Origin of the sequence: Streptomyces sp. NPDC096046, assembly GCF_040303285.1 — a bacterium.
GTDB lineage: Bacteria > Actinomycetota > Actinomycetes > Streptomycetales > Streptomycetaceae > Streptomyces.
In genome coordinates this window covers 105852-126918 of the sequence record NZ_JBEOSZ010000010.1, presented here as the reverse complement: position 1 = coordinate 126918, position 21067 = coordinate 105852, and the positions used below count along the sequence as shown (strand labels likewise).

The 21067-nt window shown below is 72.8% G+C and carries 20 protein-coding genes and 2 pseudogenes; 13 read left to right on the top strand and 9 right to left on the bottom strand.

Annotated features, from left to right (window positions below):
- Positions 1 to 59: 59 nt before the first annotated feature.
- Positions 60 to 293, bottom strand: a pseudogene (locus ABTX62_RS12035) (FAD-dependent oxidoreductase); the annotation flags it as partial.
- A gap of 249 nt (positions 294 to 542) precedes the next feature.
- Here ABTX62_RS12035 and ABTX62_RS12030 point away from each other — a divergent pair.
- From ABTX62_RS12030 to ABTX62_RS12010, 5 genes are all read left to right on the top strand, one after another.
- Positions 543 to 713, top strand: coding sequence for a DUF5670 family protein (locus ABTX62_RS12030; RefSeq protein WP_184567467.1), 171 nt, complete (start codon positions 543 to 545; stop codon positions 711 to 713).
- A gap of 92 nt (positions 714 to 805) precedes the next feature.
- On the top strand, positions 806 to 1297 hold the full coding sequence (locus ABTX62_RS12025) for a hemerythrin domain-containing protein (protein ID WP_352116047.1): 492 nt from the start codon (positions 806 to 808) through the stop codon (positions 1295 to 1297).
- Positions 1298 to 1711: 414 nt separating this feature from the next.
- Positions 1712 to 2827: a Gfo/Idh/MocA family protein gene (locus ABTX62_RS12020; protein ID WP_352116046.1), complete on the top strand. Its 1116-nt coding sequence runs from the start codon at positions 1712 to 1714 to the stop codon at positions 2825 to 2827.
- The gene (locus ABTX62_RS12015) at positions 2824 to 3750 is read left to right on the top strand and encodes a DUF6807 domain-containing protein (protein WP_352116045.1); all 927 of its coding nucleotides are present in this window, start codon (positions 2824 to 2826) and stop codon (positions 3748 to 3750) included. Before ABTX62_RS12020 ends, ABTX62_RS12015 begins: the two co-directional genes overlap by 4 nt.
- Positions 3744 to 4508 (top strand): cupin domain-containing protein, encoded by a 765-nt coding sequence (locus tag ABTX62_RS12010; RefSeq protein ID WP_352116044.1) that lies wholly within the window; start codon positions 3744 to 3746, stop codon positions 4506 to 4508. The genes ABTX62_RS12015 and ABTX62_RS12010 overlap by 7 nt, the downstream gene beginning before the upstream one ends.
- A gap of 280 nt (positions 4509 to 4788) precedes the next feature.
- Here ABTX62_RS12010 and ABTX62_RS12005 read toward each other — a convergent pair whose 3' ends face one another.
- The 3 genes from ABTX62_RS12005 to ABTX62_RS11995 all read right to left on the bottom strand — a co-directional run bounded on the left by ABTX62_RS12005 (position 4789) and on the right by ABTX62_RS11995 (position 8546).
- Entirely contained in the window at positions 4789 to 5490 is a 702-nt protein-coding gene (locus ABTX62_RS12005; protein ID WP_352116043.1) for a phosphatase PAP2 family protein, read from the bottom strand.
- A 349-nt stretch (positions 5491 to 5839) separates the two neighbouring features.
- On the bottom strand, positions 5840 to 7675 hold the full coding sequence (locus tag ABTX62_RS12000; RefSeq protein WP_352116042.1) for a glycoside hydrolase family 15 protein: 1836 nt from the start codon (positions 7673 to 7675) through the stop codon (positions 5840 to 5842).
- A gap of 91 nt (positions 7676 to 7766) precedes the next feature.
- Positions 7767 to 8546, bottom strand: coding sequence for a DeoR/GlpR family DNA-binding transcription regulator (locus tag ABTX62_RS11995; RefSeq protein ID WP_352116041.1), 780 nt, complete (start codon positions 8544 to 8546; stop codon positions 7767 to 7769).
- Positions 8547 to 8662: 116 nt separating this feature from the next.
- Between ABTX62_RS11995 and ABTX62_RS11990 the strand changes: the two genes are divergently transcribed.
- On the top strand, positions 8663 to 9544 hold the full coding sequence (locus tag ABTX62_RS11990) for an SIS domain-containing protein (RefSeq protein ID WP_352116040.1): 882 nt from the start codon (positions 8663 to 8665) through the stop codon (positions 9542 to 9544).
- A 13-nt stretch (positions 9545 to 9557) separates the two neighbouring features.
- Entirely contained in the window at positions 9558 to 10418 is an 861-nt protein-coding gene (locus ABTX62_RS11985) for a class II fructose-bisphosphate aldolase (RefSeq protein WP_352116039.1), read from the top strand.
- On the opposite strand, the gene ABTX62_RS11980 is transcribed toward ABTX62_RS11985, so the two are convergent.
- Positions 10408 to 11538 carry a methyltransferase gene (locus ABTX62_RS11980; protein ID WP_352116120.1) on the bottom strand — a complete coding sequence of 377 codons (1131 nt, stop codon included), beginning with the start codon at positions 11536 to 11538 and terminating at the stop codon, positions 10408 to 10410. The genes ABTX62_RS11985 and ABTX62_RS11980 overlap by 11 nt on opposite strands.
- 68 nt (positions 11539 to 11606) lie before the next feature.
- Between ABTX62_RS11980 and ABTX62_RS11975 the strand changes: the two genes are divergently transcribed.
- The 4 genes from ABTX62_RS11975 (at position 11607) to ABTX62_RS11960 (ending at position 15453) form a co-directional block, all read left to right on the top strand.
- Positions 11607 to 12248 (top strand): alpha-ketoglutarate-dependent dioxygenase AlkB family protein, encoded by a 642-nt coding sequence (locus tag ABTX62_RS11975; RefSeq protein ID WP_352116038.1) that lies wholly within the window; start codon positions 11607 to 11609, stop codon positions 12246 to 12248.
- A 116-nt stretch (positions 12249 to 12364) separates the two neighbouring features.
- A complete protein-coding gene (locus tag ABTX62_RS11970) occupies positions 12365 to 13612 on the top strand; it encodes an ROK family protein (RefSeq protein WP_352116037.1) in 1248 nt (415 codons plus the stop codon).
- A 142-nt stretch (positions 13613 to 13754) separates the two neighbouring features.
- Complete coding sequence (locus tag ABTX62_RS11965; RefSeq protein ID WP_352116036.1) at positions 13755 to 14645, top strand: NAD(P)-dependent oxidoreductase; 891 nt, start codon at positions 13755 to 13757, stop codon at positions 14643 to 14645.
- A gap of 490 nt (positions 14646 to 15135) precedes the next feature.
- Positions 15136 to 15453 carry a DUF6355 family natural product biosynthesis protein gene (locus ABTX62_RS11960; RefSeq protein ID WP_352116035.1) on the top strand — a complete coding sequence of 106 codons (318 nt, stop codon included), beginning with the start codon at positions 15136 to 15138 and terminating at the stop codon, positions 15451 to 15453.
- Between the two features lie 579 nt (positions 15454 to 16032).
- On the opposite strand, the pseudogene ABTX62_RS11955 reads toward ABTX62_RS11960, so the two are convergent.
- Positions 16033 to 16149: pseudogene (locus tag ABTX62_RS11955) on the bottom strand (phosphotriesterase family protein); the annotation flags it as partial.
- 21 nt (positions 16150 to 16170) lie between these two features.
- Between ABTX62_RS11955 and ABTX62_RS11950 the strand changes: the two are divergent.
- Positions 16171 to 16344: a hypothetical protein gene (locus ABTX62_RS11950; RefSeq protein WP_502997940.1), complete on the top strand. Its 174-nt coding sequence runs from the start codon at positions 16171 to 16173 to the stop codon at positions 16342 to 16344.
- Positions 16345 to 16567: 223 nt separating this feature from the next.
- Here the strand turns inward: ABTX62_RS11950 and ABTX62_RS11945 are convergent, their stop codons facing one another.
- Both ABTX62_RS11945 and ABTX62_RS11940 read right to left on the bottom strand, forming a co-directional pair.
- Entirely contained in the window at positions 16568 to 17101 is a 534-nt protein-coding gene (locus ABTX62_RS11945; RefSeq protein ID WP_352116034.1) for an ATP-binding protein, read from the bottom strand.
- A gap of 183 nt (positions 17102 to 17284) precedes the next feature.
- Positions 17285 to 17608 carry a hypothetical protein gene (locus tag ABTX62_RS11940; RefSeq protein ID WP_352116033.1) on the bottom strand — a complete coding sequence of 108 codons (324 nt, stop codon included), beginning with the start codon at positions 17606 to 17608 and terminating at the stop codon, positions 17285 to 17287.
- A 488-nt stretch (positions 17609 to 18096) separates the two neighbouring features.
- On the opposite strand from ABTX62_RS11940, the gene cds1 reads away from it, so the two are divergent.
- Positions 18097 to 19221: an L-cysteine desulfhydrase Cds1 gene (cds1, locus tag ABTX62_RS11935; RefSeq protein WP_352116032.1), complete on the top strand. Its 1125-nt coding sequence runs from the start codon at positions 18097 to 18099 to the stop codon at positions 19219 to 19221.
- Between the two features lie 739 nt (positions 19222 to 19960).
- Here cds1 and ABTX62_RS11930 read toward each other — a convergent pair.
- Positions 19961 to 20791 (bottom strand): DeoR/GlpR family DNA-binding transcription regulator, encoded by an 831-nt coding sequence (locus ABTX62_RS11930; protein ID WP_352116031.1) that lies wholly within the window; start codon positions 20789 to 20791, stop codon positions 19961 to 19963.
- Between the last annotated feature and the right edge of the window lie 276 nt (positions 20792 to 21067).

Sequence of the window (21067 nt, the reverse complement as noted above, 5' to 3'; positions counted from 1 at the left end):
GGCCCCGGTGCCGGAGCGCCGGGGCCGTCGCGGGTGTGACGGTTCAGCGCCCCTTGCAAGGTGTGGATCTCCAGCGCGGCCCGCACGGCGGACTCCAGGGCTCCCTCGATCCAGGCCGGCGTGACGGACCTGTGGTCACCGGCGAAGTGCAAGGGCCCCTCCCGCACGGCAATGACCGGGAGCAGCCCGGTGTGCTGTCCGGGCAGCAGCACGGACGCCTCCCCGTAGGCGTAGGGATCGCGCAGCCAGCTCTGGGTACGGCCGGCGCCGGCGTGGAAGACCTCGATGCGCTGGTGGCCGGGGGACGAAGCCGTCGCCGCGGGCGTTGGCGCAGTACACCGGCGTCGGCCGGCGCTCCGATCACCCGGGGAGTTGCGGACAACCCCCTTTCCCGAGGGCAAGTTCCCATGAAACCCGGCCGCCTCACTTTCGGCGCCCGGGCAAAAGCGACCCAGGTGCCCCTCATCCGGGTGAAGAAACACGGAAATGCGACTGCGTGTTCGCCTAAAGCCAGGGCATCAGAGGGACGGAGGTTGATAACTATGGTTCCCCTGCTTCTCGTCCTGCTGCTGGCCCTGGTCCTCTTCGGTGCGGGCTTCGCCCTGAAGGCCCTGTGGTGGATCGCGGTGATCGTGCTGGTCCTGTGGCTGCTCGGCTTCGTGCTGCGCACCGCGGACAGTGGTGGCCGAAAGGGCCGCTGGTATCGCTGGTAGGCCGACAGGCCATCACCCGAGGCGAACAGAACATCAGGAATGGGGTAAACGAAAGTGACCCGTATGTCTTCGAGGAAAGGCGTTCCTGTTCCATGGCCGACACACGAGACGTCGTAGAACTCATTCTTCAGGACCACCGGCGTATGGAAGACCTCTTCCGCCAGATGCGGAGCGTCGAAGCCGACCGGGCCGGTGCGTTGCGGGAATTCGCGGATCTGCTGATCGCGCACGCGCAGGCCGAGGAATCCAAGGTCTACCCGGCGCTCAAGCGGTACAAGAACATCGACGACGAAGAGGTCGAGCACGGCGAGCACGAGCACGACGAGGGTAACGAGGCCCTCCTGGAGCTCCTCGAGGTCGACGAGGTCGGCTCCGAGGAGTGGGATTCGAAGCTCGAGGAGCTCGTCGAAGCCGTCACCCACCACGCCGACGAGGAAGAGCGCACCATCCTCAACGGCGCGCGGGAGAACGTGGCGATGGAGCGCCGGGAGGAGCTGGGCCGGGCGTTCGCGCAGGAGCGCGAGCGTCAGCTGAAGGCCGGCTGTGGTTCCGTGGAGAACGTACGCAAGATCGTCGAGTCCTGACTCGACCGGACCGGCCCTGATGGTCACCTCCCGCGGGCGGTGACCATCAGGGCCGGTCGTCGTGGTCACAACCGCGCGGCGCGGCCGACGGCCCCTCGGATGCCGCGGCCGACGTCCCGCGACGGTGGCCGGGCTGTCGGCCGGGACCTGCGGAAGACGCGGTGCGACACGACGGCGGGGACGGCCTGTCATCCGATCGCCCCGGGGGCGGTCGGGCCCGGCGACGACGCGGAGAACACCGTTTCCATGGCGGGGACAACCATCCGCATCTCTGTCCCGAGCTGGGGCGATGCGCGGGCAGACCTTGTGCAGGTCGTCGCAGGGGGTTGTCCAGACATTCTCTCCCGCCTAGGGTCCCTACCGAGTGCAAGCGCTTTCCCAGCGTGTGTCCGCCGGCCGTCCGAGGAGCGCCGCATGTCCTTGTCCCCCACCCGCCGCCGCGTGGCCGTCGTCGGCACCGGAGCCATCGTCGCCGGGAGTCATCTGCCCGCGCTGCGGGCCCACTCCGACCGGGTGGAACTGGTGGCCGCCGTCGACGTGGACCAGGAACGGCTCGGCGCCTTCCGTGAGCTGGCCGGTGACCAGGTCGCCGGATACACCTCGACGGACGCGATGCTGGACGCCGAACGCCCCGACCTGGTCCTCATCGGCACCCCACCCTCCCTGCACCGCGACCAGACGGTGGCCGCGCTGAAGGCGGGCGCCTGGGTGCTGTGCGAGAAGCCCCTCACCCTGTCGCTCGCCGAGTACGACGAGATCGCCGCCGCCGAGGAGGCCTCCGGCGCGTACGCGGCGGTCGTCTTCCAGCACCGCTACGGATCCGGCGCCGTGCACGCCCGCGAGCTGATCACGAGCGGCGAGCTGGGAGCCCCGCTGGTCGCGCACTGCCAGACCACCTGGCACCGGGACGCCGCGTACTACGCGGTGCCGTGGCGCGGGAAGTGGGCCAGCGAGGGCGGCGGCCCGACCATGGGCCACGGCATCCACCAGTACGACCTGATGCTGCACCTGCTCGGGGAGTGGGAGGAGATCCGCGCGATGGCGGCCCGTCTGGTCCACGACACCGAGAGCGAGGACGTCTCCACCGCCCTGGTGCGTTTCCGTAGCGGCGCCCTCGCCACCGTCGTCAACAGCGTGCTGTCCCCGGACGAGGTGAGCCGCATCCGGGTCGACTGCGCGGACGCCACGGTCGAGCTCACCCACCTGTACGGCCACGGCAACGACAGCTGGACCTACACCCCGGCCCCGCACGTCGCCTCCGAGCGGGCCACCGCCTGGCGCACCCCCGTAAGCGACGTGCCCAGCTCGCACACCGCCCAGCTGGGCGCACTCCTCGACGCCTATGACACCGGCACCAGGCCCCCGGGCAGCGGCCGCGACGCCCGCGCCACCCTGGAGTTCGCCGCCGCCCTGTACAAGGCGGCGTTCACCGGCCGGCCGGTGCACGCGGGGGAGATCGTGCCCGGAGACCCCTTCTACGAGGCCATGCACGGCGAGTACCCCGACTGGGCCCCCAAGGAGCGCGCATGACCATCCGCGTCACCCACACGTACGGCGAGAACATCGCCGTCACGGCGGCGAACGGCACGGAGATCCTCCGCTACGTCTACCGCCCCGACCCGGATCCCTTCGAGTCCCGCAAGCCCTACGCCCACCCGGTGCGCACGCTCTCCGGCCGCACGGTCACCGGCTACCGCCCGAACGACCACCGCTGGCACAAGGGTCTGCAGATGACCGCGAGCCATCTGTCCGGCCAGAACTTCTGGGGCGGCAACTGCTACGTCCACGGCGAGGGCTACCTCCCCCTGCCCGAGCGTGTCGGCTCGATGCGGCACGACGGCTTCGCGGCCCTCACCGTCGAGGACGACCGCCTCGCCCTCACCGAACACCTCACCTGGATCGAACACGGCGGCGAGGAGTGGGCGCGCGAGGTCCGCGGGCTGACCGTCCACTCGGTGGACGAGGAGGCCGGTTCCTGGGCCCTGGACTGGTCGATCCGACTCACCAACACCCGTTCGGAACCTCTCGCCTTCGGCTCCCCGACCACCGCGGGCCGTGAGATGGCCGGATACACCGGACTCCAGTGGCGCGGCCCGCGCGACTTCACCGGCGGCGCGGTCTTCGCCCCGGACACCGACGGCGACGCGGGCACACTGATGGGCACCCAGGGGCCCTGGCTCGCCTTCACCACCGAGCACGACGACGTCGACGGCCACTCCACCCTGGTCTTCGCGCACGCGCCGGAGAACCTCGACGAGACGTCCGCCGTCCACGCGTCGCACTGGTTCGTCCGCTCCGAGCCGTTCCCGACGGTCGCGTTCTCCTGGGCGTTCTTCGAGGAGTTCGAGCTGCCGCCGGGGGAGTCCTTCGCCTACCGGTACCGCCTCGTCGTCGCCGACGGCGCCTGGGACCGCGACCGGGTCGGCGCGCATCTGAAGGACCTGCCGTGGTGAGCGAAGCCGAGCCGGCGGGCCTTGCGCACCCGCTGCCCGGCGCGATCGGCCTCTCCCACCTCAGCGCCTACGACTGGGAGGCCGCCGACGGGGTCTGCGGCGGCAGCCCGCACCTGCACCTGGTGTGCACCGAGGCGTACGTCGTCACCGGCGGCCGGGGAGCGGTGCAGACGCTGAGCCCCGACGGCTACCGGGACATCCCCCTCGAAGCCGGCTCCCTCGCCTGGTTCACACCGGGCACCGTGCACCGCATGGTCCAGGGCGGCGATCTGCGCATCACCGTGCTGATGCAGAACAGCGGTCTGCCCGAGGCCGGGGACGCCGTGTTCACCTTCCCGCCCGAGGTGCTCGCCGACCCCGGCCGGTACGCCGCCGCCGCGTCACTGCCGCCCGGCACCGGACCGGAGACGGCCGCCGCCGCCCGGCGCCGCAGGGACCTAGCCGTCGAGGGCTACCTCGTCCTGCGTGAAGCCCTCGTCGCCGGCGACAACGGCCCGTACCTGGAGTTCCAGCACGCCGCCGCCCGGATCGTGCGCGACAAGGTGCCCACCTGGCAGGCCCTGTGGCGCGAGGGCGCCCTGGCCACCGCGGAACGCACCGGCGCCCAGCTCGACGCCCTGGCCGCCGGCGATCCCGCCTACCTGGGCGAGGCCACCGCCCACGAGGCCGCGCCCACCCGGCTCGGCGGCTTCGGCATGTGCGGCCGGCGTGACGAGTACGCGCTGCCCGGAACGACGCCGCCGCACCAGGGGATGTAGCGGCAGAGCGCCTTGAGGGAGGGCTTGAGGGGGCTCAAACGAAACTCCGTCCAGGGGCCGCTGGTGCGCCCCAGGGCCCTCGCCACCGCCACGAGGACCGGTGCCGCCCCGCCGACGGGCCGCGGGTGCTACTCCCGCCGGACGCGGACCAGCGGGTCCGGCTCCAGCACCTGGGCGGGCGGCCCGGTGCGCACCGGGCCGCCCGAGCCGCGTACGCGTTCGTCAGTACAGCCGGGCCGGGCGCGGGGGTTGAGCCCCCTTCCCCCGGCCCGGCCGCGCGTCACCCGCGCAGGGCGCCGACGACGCTGATCCGCGGCCATGAACCAGCCGCCGTGAGGAGGGCCTGTGTCCGCGCCGATGGAGTGGCCGCTGCCGCCGCCAGCGCCGCAGCGGCGCTCGCGATCCCGAGGACCGCGCCCGCCGCCACATCGCCCGGGTAGTGCACGCCGGTGTGCACACGGGAGTAGCCGACGGCGCTCGCCAGCGCCCCGAGCGGTACCGCGGCGGGAGGGAGGACCACGCCCACGGCGGTGGCGAACGCGACCGCCGACGCCGTGTGCCCGGACGGGAACGACGCCGAGGTGGGCATCTTGACGTGCCGGTCCACCGTCACCCGGGCTGCCTCGCGGTCGGGCCGCGCCCGGCGCACCAGGCGCTTGCCGAGCAGATTGGCGGAAGCCGATGCCACGGCGATCGCGCCGACGCCGACGAGGGCGGCCCTGCGCGGCCGCTTTCCGGCCAGCGCCAGGGCGGCGGCGATGGCGAACGAGATCTTGGAGTGATCGGCCGCGTGCGACAGGTGGCGCAGTGTCCGGTCCAGGGTCGGCGTGGGGGTGGCGGCCACCGCCGCGTACAACGCGCCGTCCACGGCCCTGAGATCGCCGAACACGGCGCCCAGGAGCCGGTCCCGTCCCTCCGTGAAGTCCCGGGCGTTTCGGAGCGGACGGGGGGCGTCCGCGTCTGTCGTCGTCGGATCGGTCATGTGCTTCTCCCCGCAGTGGCCTTCCCCAGCACGGTACCGGCTCACGCCCGGCGCACGCTCGGCGCCCCTGCGGGCCGGTACCTCCCGAGTGCCCGGACGGCGGACGGCCACCGGCGGTGAGCAGGGACACTGAGCGTGTGGCGCCTCCGCTGATCCGCCGACGTCTCGGTCCGCGGCCCGGAAGGCCCGCAGCCGCAGCGAGTTGCCGACCACGAAGACCGACGAGAGCCGGGCCCGCGATCATCGGGGGTGAGCAGGCCGGAGGCGGCCAGGTCCGCGCCGGGGAAGCGGTGGCCGCACCCGGCACCCCCCCAGGGGGCATGCGGAGGACGGCCACGGGCACTGAGCGTCAGCCCAGCGCACGGTCCAGGTTGAACGCCGCGCTGATCAGCGCCAGGTGGGTGAACGCCTGCGGGAAGTTGCCCTGCTGCTCCCCGGTGTGGCTGATCTCCTCGGCGTACAGACCGAGATGGTTGGCGTACGTCAGCATCTTCTCGAAGGCCAGGCGCGCCTCGTCGATCCGGCCGGCGTGCACCATCGCCTCGACGTACCAGAACGAGCAGATGGAGAACGTGCCCTCGTCGCCGCGCAGCCCGTCCGGGCTCGACCGAGGGTCGTAGCGGTAGACCAGGGAGTCGGACACCAGCTCCTCGGTGAGCACGTCCAGCGTCGACAGCCACTTCGGATCGGTCGGGGCGATGAACTTCGTCAGCGGCATCATCAGCACGGCGGCGTCCAGCACGTCACCGTCCTCGTGCTGGACGAAGGCCTCGCGCCGCGCGCACCAGCCCCGGCTCATGATCCGCCGGTAGATCGTGTCGCGGCACTCCCGCCAGCTCGGCAGGTCCGCGGGCAGGCCGCGCCGGTTGGCCATCCGGATGGCCCGCTCGATCGCCACCCAGCACATCAACCGCGAGTACAGGAAGTTCTTGCGCCCGCCCCGCGTCTCCCAGATCCCCTCGTCGGGCTGGTCCCAGTGCAGGCACACCCAGTCCACCAGCGCGCACACGTCGTCCCACTGACCGCTGGAGATGGGCTTGGCCCACTTGTCGTACAGGTAGATCGAGTCGATCAGCGCGCCGTAGATGTCGAGCTGGAGCTGATCGGCCGCCGCGTTGCCGACCCGCACCGGCGCGGAGCCGTGGTGGCCCTCCAGGTGGTCCAGGGCGCGCTCGGGCAGCTCGGCGCGGCCGTCGATGCCGTACATGATCTGCAGCGGGCCGGAGTGCTTGCCGTCGCCCGGGCTGATGTGCCGGGTCACGAAGTCCATGAAGGCCTCGGCCTCGCCGCTGAAGCCCAGCCGCAGCAGGGCGTAGACGCAGAACGCCGCGTCCCGCACCCACACGTACCGGTAGTCCCAGTTGCGTTCGCCGCCGAGTTCCTCGGGCAGGCTCGTCGTCGGCGCGGCCACGATCGCCCCGGTCGGCGCGTAGGTGAGCAGCTTCAGCGTCAGGGCCGAGCGGTGCACCATCTCCCGCCAGCGGCCCTTGTACCGGGACGCCGCCAGCCAGTGCCGCCAGTACGCCACCGTCGCCTCGAACTGCTCCTCGGCCTCCGTGCGCGCGCACCTCCGGGGCGCCACATCGCCGCCGACCTTGTCCAGCGCGAACACCGCCGGCTCGCCCTCGGAGAGTTTGAACTCGCCGCGCACGTCCGGGCCGTCGGCCTCCAGCGGCACCGTCGCGGTCAGCGCGAGCGCCATCCCCTCCGTCTCGAACACCGCCGTGTCCCCGCTCAGCCGGAGGGTGTGCGGCAGGGAGCCGTAGTCGAACCGGGGCGCCACGCGCGTTCGGAAGGGGATCGAGCCCCGCACGCACACCACCCGCCGGATCAGCCGGTGCCGCTCCGCCTCGGCCGGCCCGCCGCCGACCGGCATGAAGTCCTGCACCTCGCCGACCCCGTCCTCGGTGAAGAACCGGGTGATCAGGACGTTGGTGTCGGGGAAGTAGAACTGCTTGGTCCGCGCCGGCACGGTCGCCGCCAGTTCGAAGCAGCCGCCGCGCTCCGCGTCCAGGATCGCGGCGAACACGCTCGGCGCGTCGAAGGCCGGGCAGCAGTACCAGTCGATCGTGCCGTCGGTGCCCACCAGGGCCACACTGCGCAGATCGCCGATCAGCCCGTGCTCGGCGATCGGTACATACCGCCGGCCGCTCGCCACGCCCCGGTCGCGTGCCGCTCCGCCCATGACGGCCTCCCTGCCCGGTAGGCGCCTCAGCCCCAGCCTAGGGCCGCGGACGGACGTGCGCTGTCGGAGCGCCGCCGTCGGGCCCTCACCGTCAGACCGTGACGACCCGCAGCCCGGCCTCCTCGAACCGCCGCACCGTCTGCGCGTCGGCCGCCGTGTCCGTGACCAGCGTGTCCACCGCCTCGGCCGCGCAGATCCGGGCGAACGCCCGCTGCCCGAGTTTGCTGGAGTCGGCGGCCACCACCACCCGTTCCGCCCGCTGGCACAGCAGCCGGTTGATCGCCGCCTCCGCCTCGTCGTGCGCCGCGGCGCCGTGGGTCACGTCGAAGGCGACGACGCCGAGCACCGCCACGTCGACGGTGATCTGCCCGAGCACCCCGTCCGCGAGCGGCCCGACCAGCTCGAACGTCTGGGGCCGCGCCACCCCGCCGGTCAGCACGATCTTGAACTGAGGCCGTACGGCCAGCTCGTTGGCGATGTTCAGCGCGTTCGTCACGACGGTCAGGGCGGGCGATCCGGAGGTCAGGTCCCCGCGCAGCGCCAGGGCCCGTGCCACCTCGGTCGTGGTCGTCCCCCCGGTCAGCCCGACCGCCTCGCCCGGCGCCACCAGATCCGCCACCGCCTTGGCGATGCGCTGCTTCTCGGAGGCGTGGCGGGCCGTCTTGTAGCGCAGCGGCAGTTCGTAGGACACGCCGTGCACGACCGCCCCGCCCCGGGTGCGCACGAGCATCTGCTGCTCGGCGAGCCCGTCGAGGTCACGGCGGATCGTCGCCGCCGACACCCCGAGCTCCGCCGCCGCGTCCTCGACGTCCAGCCGGCCGCGCTCCACGAGCAGTTCCAGCAGTGCCTTCCAGCGGGCGTCGCGCGACATCAGGACCTCCCTCTCTCGATTTCCGGCGACCCTAGCGCACCCGATCCGGCCAGATGCTTGATGATGCTCGAAAGCTGGCTATATCGTGCAGGAAAAATCAGAACGGAGGGTGCGGTATGACGCATGTCGAGGACGAGCTGGCGGACCAGCCCGCCTGCTGGGCCCGCGCCGCGTCCCAGGCGGCCCGGTACGCGAAAGTGCTGCCGTTGCCGGGGGAGAGGGTCGCGATCGTCGGCTGCGGCACCTCGTACTTCATGGCGCAGGCGGCCGCGGCCCTGCGCGAGGGCGCGGGCCAGGGCGAGACCGACGCGTTCGCGGCCTCCGAGTTCCCCCACGGCCGCCACTACGACCGGGTCGTCGCCCTCACCCGCTCCGGCACCACGACCGAGGTCCTGGACCTGCTGAGCCGGTTGCGGGGCCGCACCGCCACCACCGCGGTCACCGCCGACCCGGACACACCCGTGCGGACGGCCGCCGACGACCTGGCCGTCCTGGACTTCGCGGACGAACGCTCCGTCGTCCAGACCCGGTTCGCGACCACGGCCCTCACCCTGCTCCGCGCCCACCTCGGCCTCCACCCCGACGCGGCCGTCACCGACGCCCGCACGGCCCTGACGGAACCGCTGCCCGAACCACTGGTGGAATGTGGGCAGTTCACCTTCCTGGGGCGCGGCTGGACCGTCGGTCTGGCCCACGAGGCCGGGCTGAAGATGCGCGAGGCCGCACTGGCCTGGGCGGAGTCCTACCCGGCCATGGAGTACCGGCACGGCCCCATCAGCGTCAGCACGACGGGGACGGCGACCTGGATGCTGGGCGACGCGCCGGACGGACTGGCCGAACAGGTGCGCGGCACCGGCGCGTTGTGGATCGCCGGGCGCCTCGACCCGCTCGCCGAACTGATCCGCGTCCAGCGCCTCGCGGTCGCCGTCGCCGCGTCCCGCGGGCTGGACCCCGACAGCCCGCGCCACCTCACCCGCTCGGTGATCCTCGCGCCCTGACCCGGGAGGCCCCGTGCCCCTGACCACCACCGGCGACCTCGTCACCCGCGCCGCCGCGGCCGGCTCGGCCGTCGCCTCCTTCAACGTCATCACCCTGGAACACGTCGAGGCCGTCATCGCGGGCGCCGAGTCCGCGCACGCCCCCGTCGTCCTCCAGGTCAGCGAGAACGCGGTCAAGTTCCGCGGCGGACAACTGCTTCCGCTCGCCCGGGCCGCCGTCGCCGCCGCCGAACACGCCGCCGTCCCCGTAGCCCTGCACCTCGACCACGTGCGGAGCGACGCACTGCTGCGCCGGGCCGCGGACGCCGGCTTCAGCTCCGTGATGTACGACGCGGCCCGGCTCCCCTACGCCCAGAACCTCGCCGCGACCCGGGCGGCGGTCGACTGGGCACACGCCCACGGGCTCTGGATCGAGGCCGAGTTGGGCCAGATCGGCGGAAAGAACGGCAGCCCCCCGCTGGACGCGCACGCCCCCGGCGCCCGCACCGACCCCGAGGAGGCCCGGGCGTTCGTCGCCGACGCGGGCGTGGACGCCCTGGCCGTCGCCATCGGCAGCTCCCACGCCATGACCACCCGCACGGCGGCCCTCGACCACGCCCTGCTCACACGCCTGTCGGCCGCACTGGACGTCCCGCTCGTCCTGCACGGCTCCTCCGGCGTACCGGACGGCGAACTCACGGCGGCCGTCGCGGGCGGCATCGCCAAGGTCAACATCGGCACCGCCCTGAACATCGCACTGACCGGCGCGATCCGGGAGTTCCTCGCCGAGCGGCCCGAGGCGGTCGACCCGCGCGGTTACCTGACCCTCGCGCGGGAGGCGATGACACGGGCGGTGGCCAGAACCCTGCGGATCCTCGGTGCCGCTAGCGCCTGACCGCCTTCAGCACCACGAACTTCGGGTCGCTCGCGACCAGTTGACTGTTGCCGAACAGCTTCCGCAGCGTGACGTGGTAACCGAGGTGCCGGTTGCCGACCACCCACAGCTCCCCGCCCGGCCGCAGCGTGCGCCGCGCCCCGGTGAACATCCGCCGGGCCGTGGCGTCGGTCGTCGCCTGGTGGGAGTGGAAGGGCGGGTTGTTGAGGACCAGGTCGGCACTGCCGGACGGCACGCCCGCCAGCCCGTCGCCGACCCGGAACTCGGCACGCCCCGGCGCGCCGTTGGCCTCGTACGTCGCCTCCGCCGAGGCCACGGCCTGGAACGACTCGTCCACGAACAGCACCTCGGCGTCCGGATCGGCGAGCGCCACCGCGGTGCCCACCACGCCGTTGCCGCACCCCAGATCCACCACCCGGCGGCCCCGGCCGTCCGGCAGGTGCCGCAGGAAGAACCGCGTCCCGATGTCGAGCCGGTCGGCGCAGAAGACCCCGGCGTGGTTCACGACCGTGCTGCCCGCAGCCGGGCCGATGTCGTCCGGCAGCGCGTAGACGTACGGCCACGGACTGCCGGGCCGCTCCAGCGCCGGATCAGGCGTGCAGAAGATCAGCCGGGCCTTCTTCTCGGCGAGCGAGGTGCGGGTCGGGCCGAGGATCCGCTCGAACAGCCGCAGCGTCGAGGTGTGGATCTCCTTCACCATGCCCGTGCCGACGACGACCGTCCCCGCGTGCACGGCCGGCGCCAGACGCAGCAACTGGTCCTCCAGCAGCGCCAGGCTCTTGGGGACCCGCACCAGCAGCACGTCGACTCGCTCCGGCGGCGGGTCCTGCGTGGTGAGCAGCCGGACCGCGCCCGGCTCGGCCCCGGCCCGCGCGAGGTTGGCGCGGGTCGCCTCCTGCGCGAGGTAGGAGTCGGTGATCTGCACCGGCCCGTGCGCCGCGAGCGCCGTGACCAGTGCCCCCCAACGGTCCCCGACGACCACGACCGTGCCGTCCAGCGGCACCCGCTCCTCGGCGAGATGCCGCAGCAGATATGCGTCCGAGGCGTCCCAGGCGCGCAGCCTGTCGCGCGGGTCCTCGGGGAAACGGGTCAGCGCCGGCTCGCCCCACGGCGTCGTCATACGGTCGTTCATCGTGCGACCAGGCTAGCCGAGCCGCAGCTCAGGACGGGTCGGGCACCATGGAAGGCATGGACGCCGAGCTGTTCTCCAGAGCCCATACGCAGGTGGCGCCCGGTGCCGTCCACCTGCCTGACTGGCTGGAAGCGGAACAACAGAGGGCACTGCTGGACGCCTGCCGCGCGTGGGCCCGGCCACCCGCCGGCCTGCGCACCGTCCGCACCCCGGGCGGCGGCACCATGACCGCCCGGCAGGTCTGCCTCGGCTGGCACTGGTACCCGTACGGCTATGCCCGCACGGTCGCCGACGGGGACGGCGCCCCGGTGAAGCCGTTCCCGCGGTGGCTCGGCGAACTGGGCCGCCGGGCGGTCCGCGACACCCTGGGAGGACCCGCCCCGGACTACGACATCGCGCTGATCAACTTCTATGACGCCGGCGCCCGCATGGGCATGCACCGCGACAGCGACGAGAAGTCGGACGCGCCGGTGGTGTCGCTGAGCCTCGGTGACACCTGCGTCTTCCGCTTCGGCAACACGCGGACGCGCACGCGGCCCTACACCGACGTCGCACTGCGCAGCGGCGACCTGTTCGTCTTCGGAGGCCCTGCCCGCCTCGCCTACCACGGCGTCCCCCGCGTCCACACCGGCACGGCACCGCCGGGGCTGGGCCTGACAGGCCGGCTCAACATCACACTCCGGGTCAGTGGCCGCTGAAGGTGTGCACGAGGGGGGTGGCCACGGGCGTCGCGGCAGGCAGGACTCCGCGGACACCCCGGCTCCCGGCGGGCACGCCGGGCCACCACCGGGCGGATCATGGGAGACTCGCCCTCATGAGCGGGAAGGCGGACCCCCGGCAGGCGGGGGACGGGAGCACGTCGAGGACGCGGCTGGACCGGGGGCGCGGAGCGCTCGGACCGGCGCTGGAGCTCGTGCACACCGGACGCGCGCCGACCCGGGCCGTCCTCACCGCCGAGCTCGGGGTGACCCGGGCGACGGCTGGCGCGGTCGCCGCCGAGCTGGAGGCGCTCGGGCTGATCCGGGTCGACGCCCGGCCCGGCGCGGCGGCCGGCTCGCAGGGCAGGCCCTCGCACCGGCTGGCCGTCGCCGACGACGGGCCCGTCGCGCTCGCGGCGCAGGTCCACTCCGACGGCTTCCGGGCGGCGCTGGTCGGGCTGGGCGGCCGGATCGTCGCCACCGCGCCCGGCTGCGAGGTCGTCGACGCCGACCCGGCCAAGGTGCTCGCCTCGGTCGTCGCGGCCGGTGCCGAGCTGCTGCGCGAGACCGGACTGCGGTGTGTGGGCGCGGGTCTCGCCGTACCGTCCGCCGTCGCCGAACCCGAGGGTCTGGCGCTGAACCCCCTCCATCTGGCCTGGCCCGCGGGCGCGCCGGTCCGGGACATCTTCGCCGAGCAGGTGCGCGCGGCCGGAATCGTCGGGCCCGCGTTCGCCGCGAACGACGTCAACCTCGCCGCGATCGCCGAGCACCGGCACGGCGCCGGCCGCGGCGCTCGCGACCTGCTGTGCGTGGCCACCGGTCACCGCGGTGTCGGCGGCGCGCTCGTCCTCGACGGCCGCCTGCACCGGGGCAGTTCGGGCCTCGCGCTGGAGGTCGGGCACCTCACCGTGCACCCGGAGGGCCGTCCCTGCCACTGCGGCGGCCGCGGCTGCCTCGATGTCGAGACCGACCCGCTGGCCTTCCTCACGCAGGCCGGGCGCGAACCCGGCCCCGAGGTGTCCCTGCTCCAGCAGTCCATCGACCTGATCCGCCACCACTACGACGACCCGGGCGTCCGCGCCGCCGCCGAAGCCCTGATCGACCGTCTCGGTCTGGGCCTGGCCGGCCTGGTCAACATCCTCAACCCGGACCGCATCATCCTCGGCGGCCTGCACCGCACCCTCCTCGACGCCGACCCCGGCCGCCTGCGCGCGGTCGTGGCCGACCGCAGCCTGTGGGGGCAGAGCGGCGGCGTCCCCATCCTGCCGTGCACGCTCGACCACAACAGCCTGGTCGGCGCGGCGGAACTGGCCTGGCAGCCCGTCCTGGACGATCCGCTCCGAGCGCTGACCGCGCGGGGGTGAGCGCGGTCCGGACGTGCTCCGAAGAGCCTGCCCCCACGGGTGTCAGGCTTGTCCGCGCCGCCTGCGGGAAGGCTCGTCGCCGAGCGGGCAGGCTGGTCCTCGGGCAGTCCGCCCACACCGCACCACCGAGGAAGCAGACGCAATGACCGACAAGCTCACCGTGAGCGTCCTGGGCACCGGCATCATGGGCGCCGCGATGGCCCGCAACCTCGCCCGCGCCGGACACACGGTCCACGCCTGGAACCGCACCCGGGCCAAGGCCGAACCGCTGGCCGCCGAGGGCGTGCGCATCGCCGACACCCCCGCGCAGGCCGTCCAGGACGCCGACGTCGTCCTGACCATGCTCTACGACGGTCCCGCGGCGCTGGACACCATGCGCGAGGCCGTCCCCGCCCTGCGCCCGGGCACCGCCTGGGTGCAGTCCACCACCGCGGGCATCGAGGACATCGCCGAACTGGCCGCCTTCGCCCACCGGCACGGCCTGGTCTTCTACGACGCCCCCGTCCTGGGCACCCGCCAGCCCGCCGAGGCCGGGAAGCTGACCGTGCTCGCGGCCGGCCCCACCGAGGGGCGGGAGAGGGTCACACCGGTGTTCGACGCGGTCGGCGCCCGTACCGTCTGGTCGGGCGAGGACGGCGCGGCGGGCGGCGCGACCCGCCTCAAGCTGGTCGCCAACAGCTGGGTCCTCGCCGTCACGACCGCCGCCGGCGAAGCCCTCGCCCTGTCCAAGGCCCTCGGCGTCGACCCGGACGGCTTCTTCGACCTCGTCGCCGGTGGCCCGCTCGACATGGGCTATCTGCGCGCCAAGTCCGATCTCGTTCTCCAGGACAGGCTCACACCGCCCCAGTTCGCGGTGACCACGGCCGCCAAGGACGCCCGGCTGATCGTCCAGGCCGGCGCCGACAACGGCGTACGCCTGGATGTCGCCGAAGCGGCCGCCGCCCGCATGGAGCGCGCCGCCGCCCAGGGCCACGCCGACGAGGACATGGCGGCGGCCTACTTCGCCAGCTTCGACGAGAAGACCGGCTCTTAGCAGTGCTTCGTTACGTTGGGTGGTCTCGGTCGATCGTGGGCAGCTTCCCGGAGTGAGGTTGGGGGAAGGGGAACGGCTCCGGGGTGGAAGTGGAGTTCCTCGCGCAGCGTGAGGTAGAGCCGAAGTTGATGAAGGCTCGGTTCCCCGACTTGCCAGCGCCTGAACCGGCGTCAGCTCCCCACTGCCTGCCTGCAGTCATAAGGTCGACCTTATCGACGGCCAGGGATCGTGCATGGCCCCAGGTGCTGACAGCAATGACACCGCCGTGTGAGTGTGTGAGCGCTGCCCCGATCGCCGGACGCGCCATCCCGGTCGACGGGCGGACCGCGGTGTGCACGACACCGCGGCAGCCGGGGGACTTTGTCCGTGAGCCGGGCGGCGCGAGTGCCGCCTTGCACCTCGCGTGCCGACAGCCGCTCGCAGGCAAGGCACCTTTCCACCAGCCGAAGTCGCCTCCTTCCATCGACTCGCACAAGTGAGGAACCCTTCCATGCAGAAAACCGCAAGCAAGCTCCGTCTCGCCGCGGCCGCGTTCAGCGCTGTACTCCTCGCGGGCACGGCGCTCTCCGGAAGTGCCCACGCCGCGCCCGAGGGGAAAGCCGCAGAGATGGGGGTCAAGGCCTGCGGCTACTACGAGACGCAGACAGACTCGTACTACGGACACTGCGGCAGCACCTGGGTCAAGATCCAGGTCGACATCGACTGGTGGCCGACCGACATCAAGAGGTGCGTCCCGCCGGGCGAGACCCATCTCGGCACGACCGACGAGATCGACAACGCCTGGGCCATCGAGGGCACCTGCGGCTAGTGCCGCAGCAGGCAACGTTCGCCCCGTCGCGACGCCCGGCACGCACTCTCGCCGCACCGGGCGCAAGCCCAAGTACACCCAGTACGAGGGCTTGCACCCGGCACGCCGAGAGCACGCACCGGACGCCGCTCCTTGACGGGCAAACGTTGCCTGCCACGGCACTAGACCCGCCGGGTCCCGTCTCGTCACCTGTGCCGTGACCGGGCGCCCCAGATCCGTGAGGAGCGCCTGCGAGTCCCTTGAGGAGACGTGGCACACCCGTCGCGGAGCCCCCCGAAACGCCCACCGTCCGCCCGTCCCCGTCGACGGGTTGGACGGTGGCCTCGGACGGCGGCTGCGGCACCTCGCCGACGCCCGGCGCTGCGAAGGCCGCAGCCCAGCGTCCCTCTGCCGCCATCGACAACGGAAGCGGATCACCACACTCCCGGCAGTACCGCCTGCCCTCCCCGTCAGACGCCACATGCCAGATCATCCAGCCGTGCACACCTCACGACCAGCGTTCAAAGACTCCTGCCAAGGGGTTGCTCCGGTCCCGCCCCGCGTGATCAGCTCTCCCCTTCTGTCATGAACAGGCGGCTTGTCCGCGCCCAGCAGCAGCCGGTCGCCGAACCCCGCCTCGGCGAGGGCGAGTACGGCTTCCGGCATCCGCGAGTCCGTGGCGTGGTGGGCTAATGACGGGCCGTCAGGAGCCAGATGCGGCCGCAAGGGAGGCGCGGCATGACCACGATGGCCGCCCCGACGACGACGCGACCCGCCGCCCCGGTCGTCGGCGCGGTGAAGGCGTACGGCGGTGGCGGCAGCGCCGTACGCGCCCTCGACGTCGTCACCATGACCCTCCCGGCCGCTTCACCGCGGTCGCGGGGCCCTTGGGCTCCGGCCCGTCCGCCCTGATGCGCGGCGCGGCCGGCCTCGACGCCTCGGTCAGTCCCGCAAGGGCAAGAGGACCGGCCGGCCTCGACACCCCGGCCGCTCCTCTTGCGGGACCGCGTCCGGCCCGGCGCGCGGCATGCCCGGACGTACTGCGGGTCGTCGCCACGGAGCGACGTGCGCCCCGGGGGCGCACCCGGCGGCGCACGTGTCCCGAACCCCCGGAGGAACGGTGGTCACCGCCCGGTCAGCCGGCAACGGCGGACCGGGCGGGAGCATGGTCGGGCCGGAGCCCGTCGGTGGAGGCCCCGACCTCGGCGAACCTGCGCGCGGGCTTCTCCTGGACCGTGCGCCGCGACCGGAGCGGCGGCGCCGTCACCACGGGAGGAGACGTCGGTAGCGTGAACCACACGACCTTGCCGGACTCGCCGTCCGGCCGGACGCCCCAGCTCTCGCTCATGGCGGCCACCATCGCGAGCCCGCGTCCGCAGGTCGCCAGCGGCTCGGCGTCGTCGACCACGGGCATCCGCGGATCGCCGTCGCGCACCGAGACGGTGAGCCGGTCGAGCAGCAGCTCTATCTCCACGGTGCACGTCTTGTCGGGCTGGGCGTGCCGGTGGACGTTGGACAGCAGCTCCGTCACGCCGAGCGAGGCCCGGTCGATCAGGGGGTCGAGATGCCAGTAGCGCAACTGCGCAGATACGATTCTGCGGACCTGGCCGATCCGCGACGGCAGGGCTTGGAGCTCCACCGTGCAGTGCCTGCTTGGGTAGCTGATCACGGCTGCGACTCCCCGACGTGAGGTCCGGAAGAACACGGAGTTCGGATCCAGCAGGGCGCCTGCGTGACGCTGCCGCCTGCTGTCGTGGCCGGCGGGCTGGTTCGCAGCGTTATCGCCGGTAAACCCAGAGTGACGTGAGACCAGAGTGGCGCAGGGGATGAGGTACCGCAACTCGCGGACATCTCAGCCGTCACGCCCCGACGCCCGGCGCACGGCTTCGATGAAGCGCCGCGCGGCCGGCGGGCCCGGCTCTCCCGGTGCGGGGTCGTGATCGCCCAGGGTGAGCAGGTACCGATTGCCGTTGAGATCCGCCGTGGCCCGGTCATCGGGGCCGAACCAGGGCCTGGAGGCACGCACGGCCTGCACCGGCGCGCTGTCGATCTCACTGCCGTAGCTGGTCAGCAGCTCGAGCCTGCCGTCGCTGATCCGGACCTGCCCGGCCCGGGTGAGCGACCGCAGCCGCTTCCCGATCCGCACGCCCGTGGCCCTGAACTCCGGTTCTCCCATGCCACCCGCCCCCTGGTGCGTCTCGGTGTACCGGCGCGCCGTGCGCGACGCCCGGTACGGGCTCGTGTCCTGATCCAGTGTGCCCCGTCCGGACCCGCGGTCCCCTCAGGGGCGGTGCCCGGCCCGAACGTCGGCTTGACCGTACGGTGTTGTCCACCGAACCCCCGCCGGCCCGTACCCGGAAGCCGGCTCCGGACGCTGCGTCGTACCCCTGCGGTCACCCGCCGGGGCCTTGGTCCCGCCGTGCAGTCTGCCTCCGCCGGGCGGTGAGCACCAGTGCCCGCGAGCCCGTCGCCGGGGGGCGCCCGCAGCACGCCCGCCCATGCGCCCCCCGGTCTGCGCGCCCCCTTGCACCGGCCCTGCCCCTGGGGGCGCTTTGGGGGGCTCAAAGATGCGTTTATGCAGGTGAGAAGCGTGAGCAAGGTGCTTATGATCGGAGGTGTCGGCCGCGCGGCGCGTCGACGGCGCGCGGCGTTAGGAGCCCCCTCGTGAGCACTCCCCAGCAGACCCGGACCGGTGTGACCCTCGACGTCGACCACAGCGACACCGCCTACCGGGCGTGGCTCAAAGAAGCCGTCCGCAGAGTCCAGGCCGATGCCAACCGCTCGGCCGACACGCATCTGCTCCAGTTCCCCCTGCCCGAGCGGTGGGGCATCGATCTGTACCTGAAGGACGAGTCGACCCACCCCACCGGCAGCCTCAAGCACCGCCTCGCCCGCTCCCTCTTCCTCTACGGCCTCTGCAATGGCTGGATCCGGCCGGACCGCCCCGTCATCGAGGCCTCCAGCGGCTCGACGGCCGTCTCCGAGGCGTACTTCGCGAAGCTGATCGGCGTGCCCTTCATCGCCGTCATGCCGCGCACGACGAGCGCCGAGAAGATCCGCCTCATCGAGTTCCACTCCGGCCGGTGTCACTTCGTGGACGACCCCCGCACGATGTACGAGGAGTCCGCCCGCCTCGCGGCCGAGACCGGCGGCCACTACATGGACCAGTTCACCTACGCCGAGCGGGCCACGGACTGGCGCGGGAACAACAACATCGCCGAATCCATCTTCCGTCAGCTGCGCCTGGAGCGGTTCCCCGAGCCGGCGTGGATCGTCGCCACGGCGGGCACCGGAGGCACCTCCGCGACCCTCGCGCGCTACGTCCACTACATGCAGTACGACACGCGCGTCTGCGTGGCCGACCCTGAGAACTCGTGCTTCTTCGAGGGCTGGACCGCCGGCGATCCGGACGTCACCTGCGACTGCGGCTCCCGTATCGAGGGCATCGGCCGGCCCCGGATGGAACCGAGCTTCGTGCCCGGCGCGATCGACCGGATGATGAAGGTGCCCGACGCGGCCAGCGTCGCCGCCGTGCGGGCCCTGGAGCGCGCCATCGGCCGTAAGGCGGGCGGCTCGACCGGCACGGGGCTGTGGAGCGCGTTGAAGATCGTCGCCGAGATGGTGTCGGAGGGGCGGCGGGGCAGCGTCGTGACCCTGCTGTGCGATCCGGGGGACCGGTATCTCGACAAGTACTACTCGGACGCCTGGCTGGCGGCCCAGGGGCTGGACATCGAGCCGTACACGGCCGCGATCGACTCGCTGCTGAAAACGGGCGTCTGGCACGACTGAATCCGGACCCTCAGGTGCCCAGCCGCCGCTCCGGTGCCGTCCTGGCGTCCCGGAACGCGTGCGCCTGGCCCCCGCACACCGCCCGCACGACCGGCCGGTGCGCAGCCGCCCCGTCGGTGGCGAACGTCCACCGCACCCCGGGTACCGCCACCGACCGGCGCGAGCCGCCACTCCTCGGCCCTCGCCCGCACGCCCGGCACGTCGGTGACGTCGACGCACAGGCGTACACCTCGGGCGCCTCCGCCTCGATGATCGACTCGCGGAAGCGGATGCGGCCCGTGAGCCTGATGTCGCGCCTGGCGCCTCGCGCCTCGCGCCCGCGTCGACCGGGCGGGCGGCCGTCACCTGCGGGAACGGAACCAGTCGGTGCAGCCGGGCACGCGCGCGAGCGCGCCGTAGAGCTGTTCCGCCGTCGTAGAGCTGTTCCACCGGGGCGCAGCACACGCGGGCGAAAACGTGCCGGACGGGCGCGCTCCCGACGAAGTCGAGCCCAAGCGGGTGGTGTCCCACCGGAACCAGCCGATCCGGGACACGTAGCGGTAGTCGGAGGCGTAGAGCTTGACGAAGAGCTTGGCGTTGCCGCGGTCGGTGAGGGTGTCCGGGATCGGGCGCAGTCGACGAGCCAGGGACCAAGCTCTCCTGAACGGGAATGGTCGAGACCGAGGTGCGTCAACCCCGGCCGGAGCCCCGTCAGGGGGAGCGGTCGCGACCGTGGATCGTCGCCCCGGCCGGCGCCCCGTCAGGCGTCCGAATCGCCCTCGGGCTCCCCGGCCACCACCAGGCGCCGCAGGTGCTCGGCGACCACCCCGCGCGCCTCCTCCGGCAGACCGGCGTCCGTGACCAGCGTGTCGATCCGCTCCAGCGAGGCGAACGAACTCAGGCCCACCTTGCCCCACTTGGTGTGGTCCGCGACCACGACCACACGGCGCGCGGACTGGACGAGCCGCCGGTTCGTCTCGGCCTCGGCGAGGTTCGGCGTCGACAGACCGGCCTCGACCGATATGCCGTGCACCCCCAGGAACAGCAGGTCGAAGTGGAGCGCCGCGATCGCCTGGTCGGCCACCGGACCCACCAGCGAGTCGGAGGGCGTGCGCACCCCGCCCGTCAGCACGACCGTGGCCGCGCCCTGCCGCGGGCCCGAGGTGCGCTGCGCCGCGTGGAACACGTCGGCGACCCGCACCGAGTTGGTGACCACCGTGAGGTCCGGGACGTCCAGCAGCTGGTGCGCCAGCGCGAAGGTCGTCGTACCGCCCGACAGGGCGATCGCCGCGCCCGGCGCGACCAGCTTGGCCGCGGCGCGCGCGATGTCCTCCTTGGCGGTCAGCTCCAGGCCGGACTTGGCCTCGAAGCCCGGTTCGTGGGTACTCGCCTCGACCACCGGGACCGCGCCGCCGTGCACCTTCTCCAGCACGCCCTGGCGGGCGAGCGCGTCGAGGTCGCGGCGGACCGTCATGTCCGACACGCCGAGCTTGCGGGTCAGCTCGTTGACCCGGACACCGCCCCGGCGGCGGACCTCGTCGAGGATCAGGGATCTCCGCTGCTCCGCGAGGAGGTTCTGATTCTCGCTCACGTACGCTCCGGTCCTTTCGCCTCAATGCCGTCCGACACACCCCACACCGGCTCCGACTGGGACATTCTTCCCGGCTCCGGTGCGAGGACGTCTCATCCTCGCATGTCGCGGGGCGGGGAGCGCCACCGACTGCTCGTCGCGCACATGTCACCCGTGGTTCATGCGTCGCCGCGGTTCATCACGGATCGGGGAGATTCCGTGACAGGAGGTGTACGCCGCCGCGGAAGTGGAGATCCTTGTGCCCGCACGGACGGAGCCGACGGCGTGTCACGGGGG

Bases quoted from the DNA above. Each gene is read 5' to 3' on its own strand.
- ABTX62_RS12000 (WP_352116042.1), bottom strand. From the start codon at position 7,675: ATGGGCGGAGCGGCACGCGACCGGGGCGTGGCGAGCGGCCGGCGGTAT.
- ABTX62_RS12005 (WP_352116043.1), bottom strand. From the start codon at position 5,490: ATGACCGATCCGACGACGACAGACGCGGACGCCCCCCGTCCGCTCCGA.
- ABTX62_RS12030 (WP_184567467.1), top strand. From the start codon at position 543: ATGGTTCCCCTGCTTCTCGTCCTGCTGCTGGCCCTGGTCCTCTTCGGT.
- ABTX62_RS11940 (WP_352116033.1), bottom strand. From the start codon at position 17,608: ATGGGAGAACCGGAGTTCAGGGCCACGGGCGTGCGGATCGGGAAGCGG.
- ABTX62_RS12020 (WP_352116046.1), top strand. From the start codon at position 1,712: ATGTCCTTGTCCCCCACCCGCCGCCGCGTGGCCGTCGTCGGCACCGGA.
- ABTX62_RS11950 (WP_502997940.1), top strand. From the start codon at position 16,171: ATGACCACGATGGCCGCCCCGACGACGACGCGACCCGCCGCCCCGGTC.
- ABTX62_RS11980 (WP_352116120.1), bottom strand. From the start codon at position 11,538: ATGACGACGCCGTGGGGCGAGCCGGCGCTGACCCGTTTCCCCGAGGAC.
- ABTX62_RS11990 (WP_352116040.1), top strand. From the start codon at position 8,663: ATGACGCATGTCGAGGACGAGCTGGCGGACCAGCCCGCCTGCTGGGCC.
- ABTX62_RS11975 (WP_352116038.1), top strand. From the start codon at position 11,607: ATGGACGCCGAGCTGTTCTCCAGAGCCCATACGCAGGTGGCGCCCGGT.
- ABTX62_RS12015 (WP_352116045.1), top strand. From the start codon at position 2,824: ATGACCATCCGCGTCACCCACACGTACGGCGAGAACATCGCCGTCACG.
- ABTX62_RS12025 (WP_352116047.1), top strand. From the start codon at position 806: ATGGCCGACACACGAGACGTCGTAGAACTCATTCTTCAGGACCACCGG.
- ABTX62_RS11960 (WP_352116035.1), top strand. From the start codon at position 15,136: ATGCAGAAAACCGCAAGCAAGCTCCGTCTCGCCGCGGCCGCGTTCAGC.
- ABTX62_RS11965 (WP_352116036.1), top strand. From the start codon at position 13,755: ATGACCGACAAGCTCACCGTGAGCGTCCTGGGCACCGGCATCATGGGC.
- ABTX62_RS11970 (WP_352116037.1), top strand. From the start codon at position 12,365: ATGAGCGGGAAGGCGGACCCCCGGCAGGCGGGGGACGGGAGCACGTCG.
- ABTX62_RS11995 (WP_352116041.1), bottom strand. From the start codon at position 8,546: ATGTCGCGCGACGCCCGCTGGAAGGCACTGCTGGAACTGCTCGTGGAG.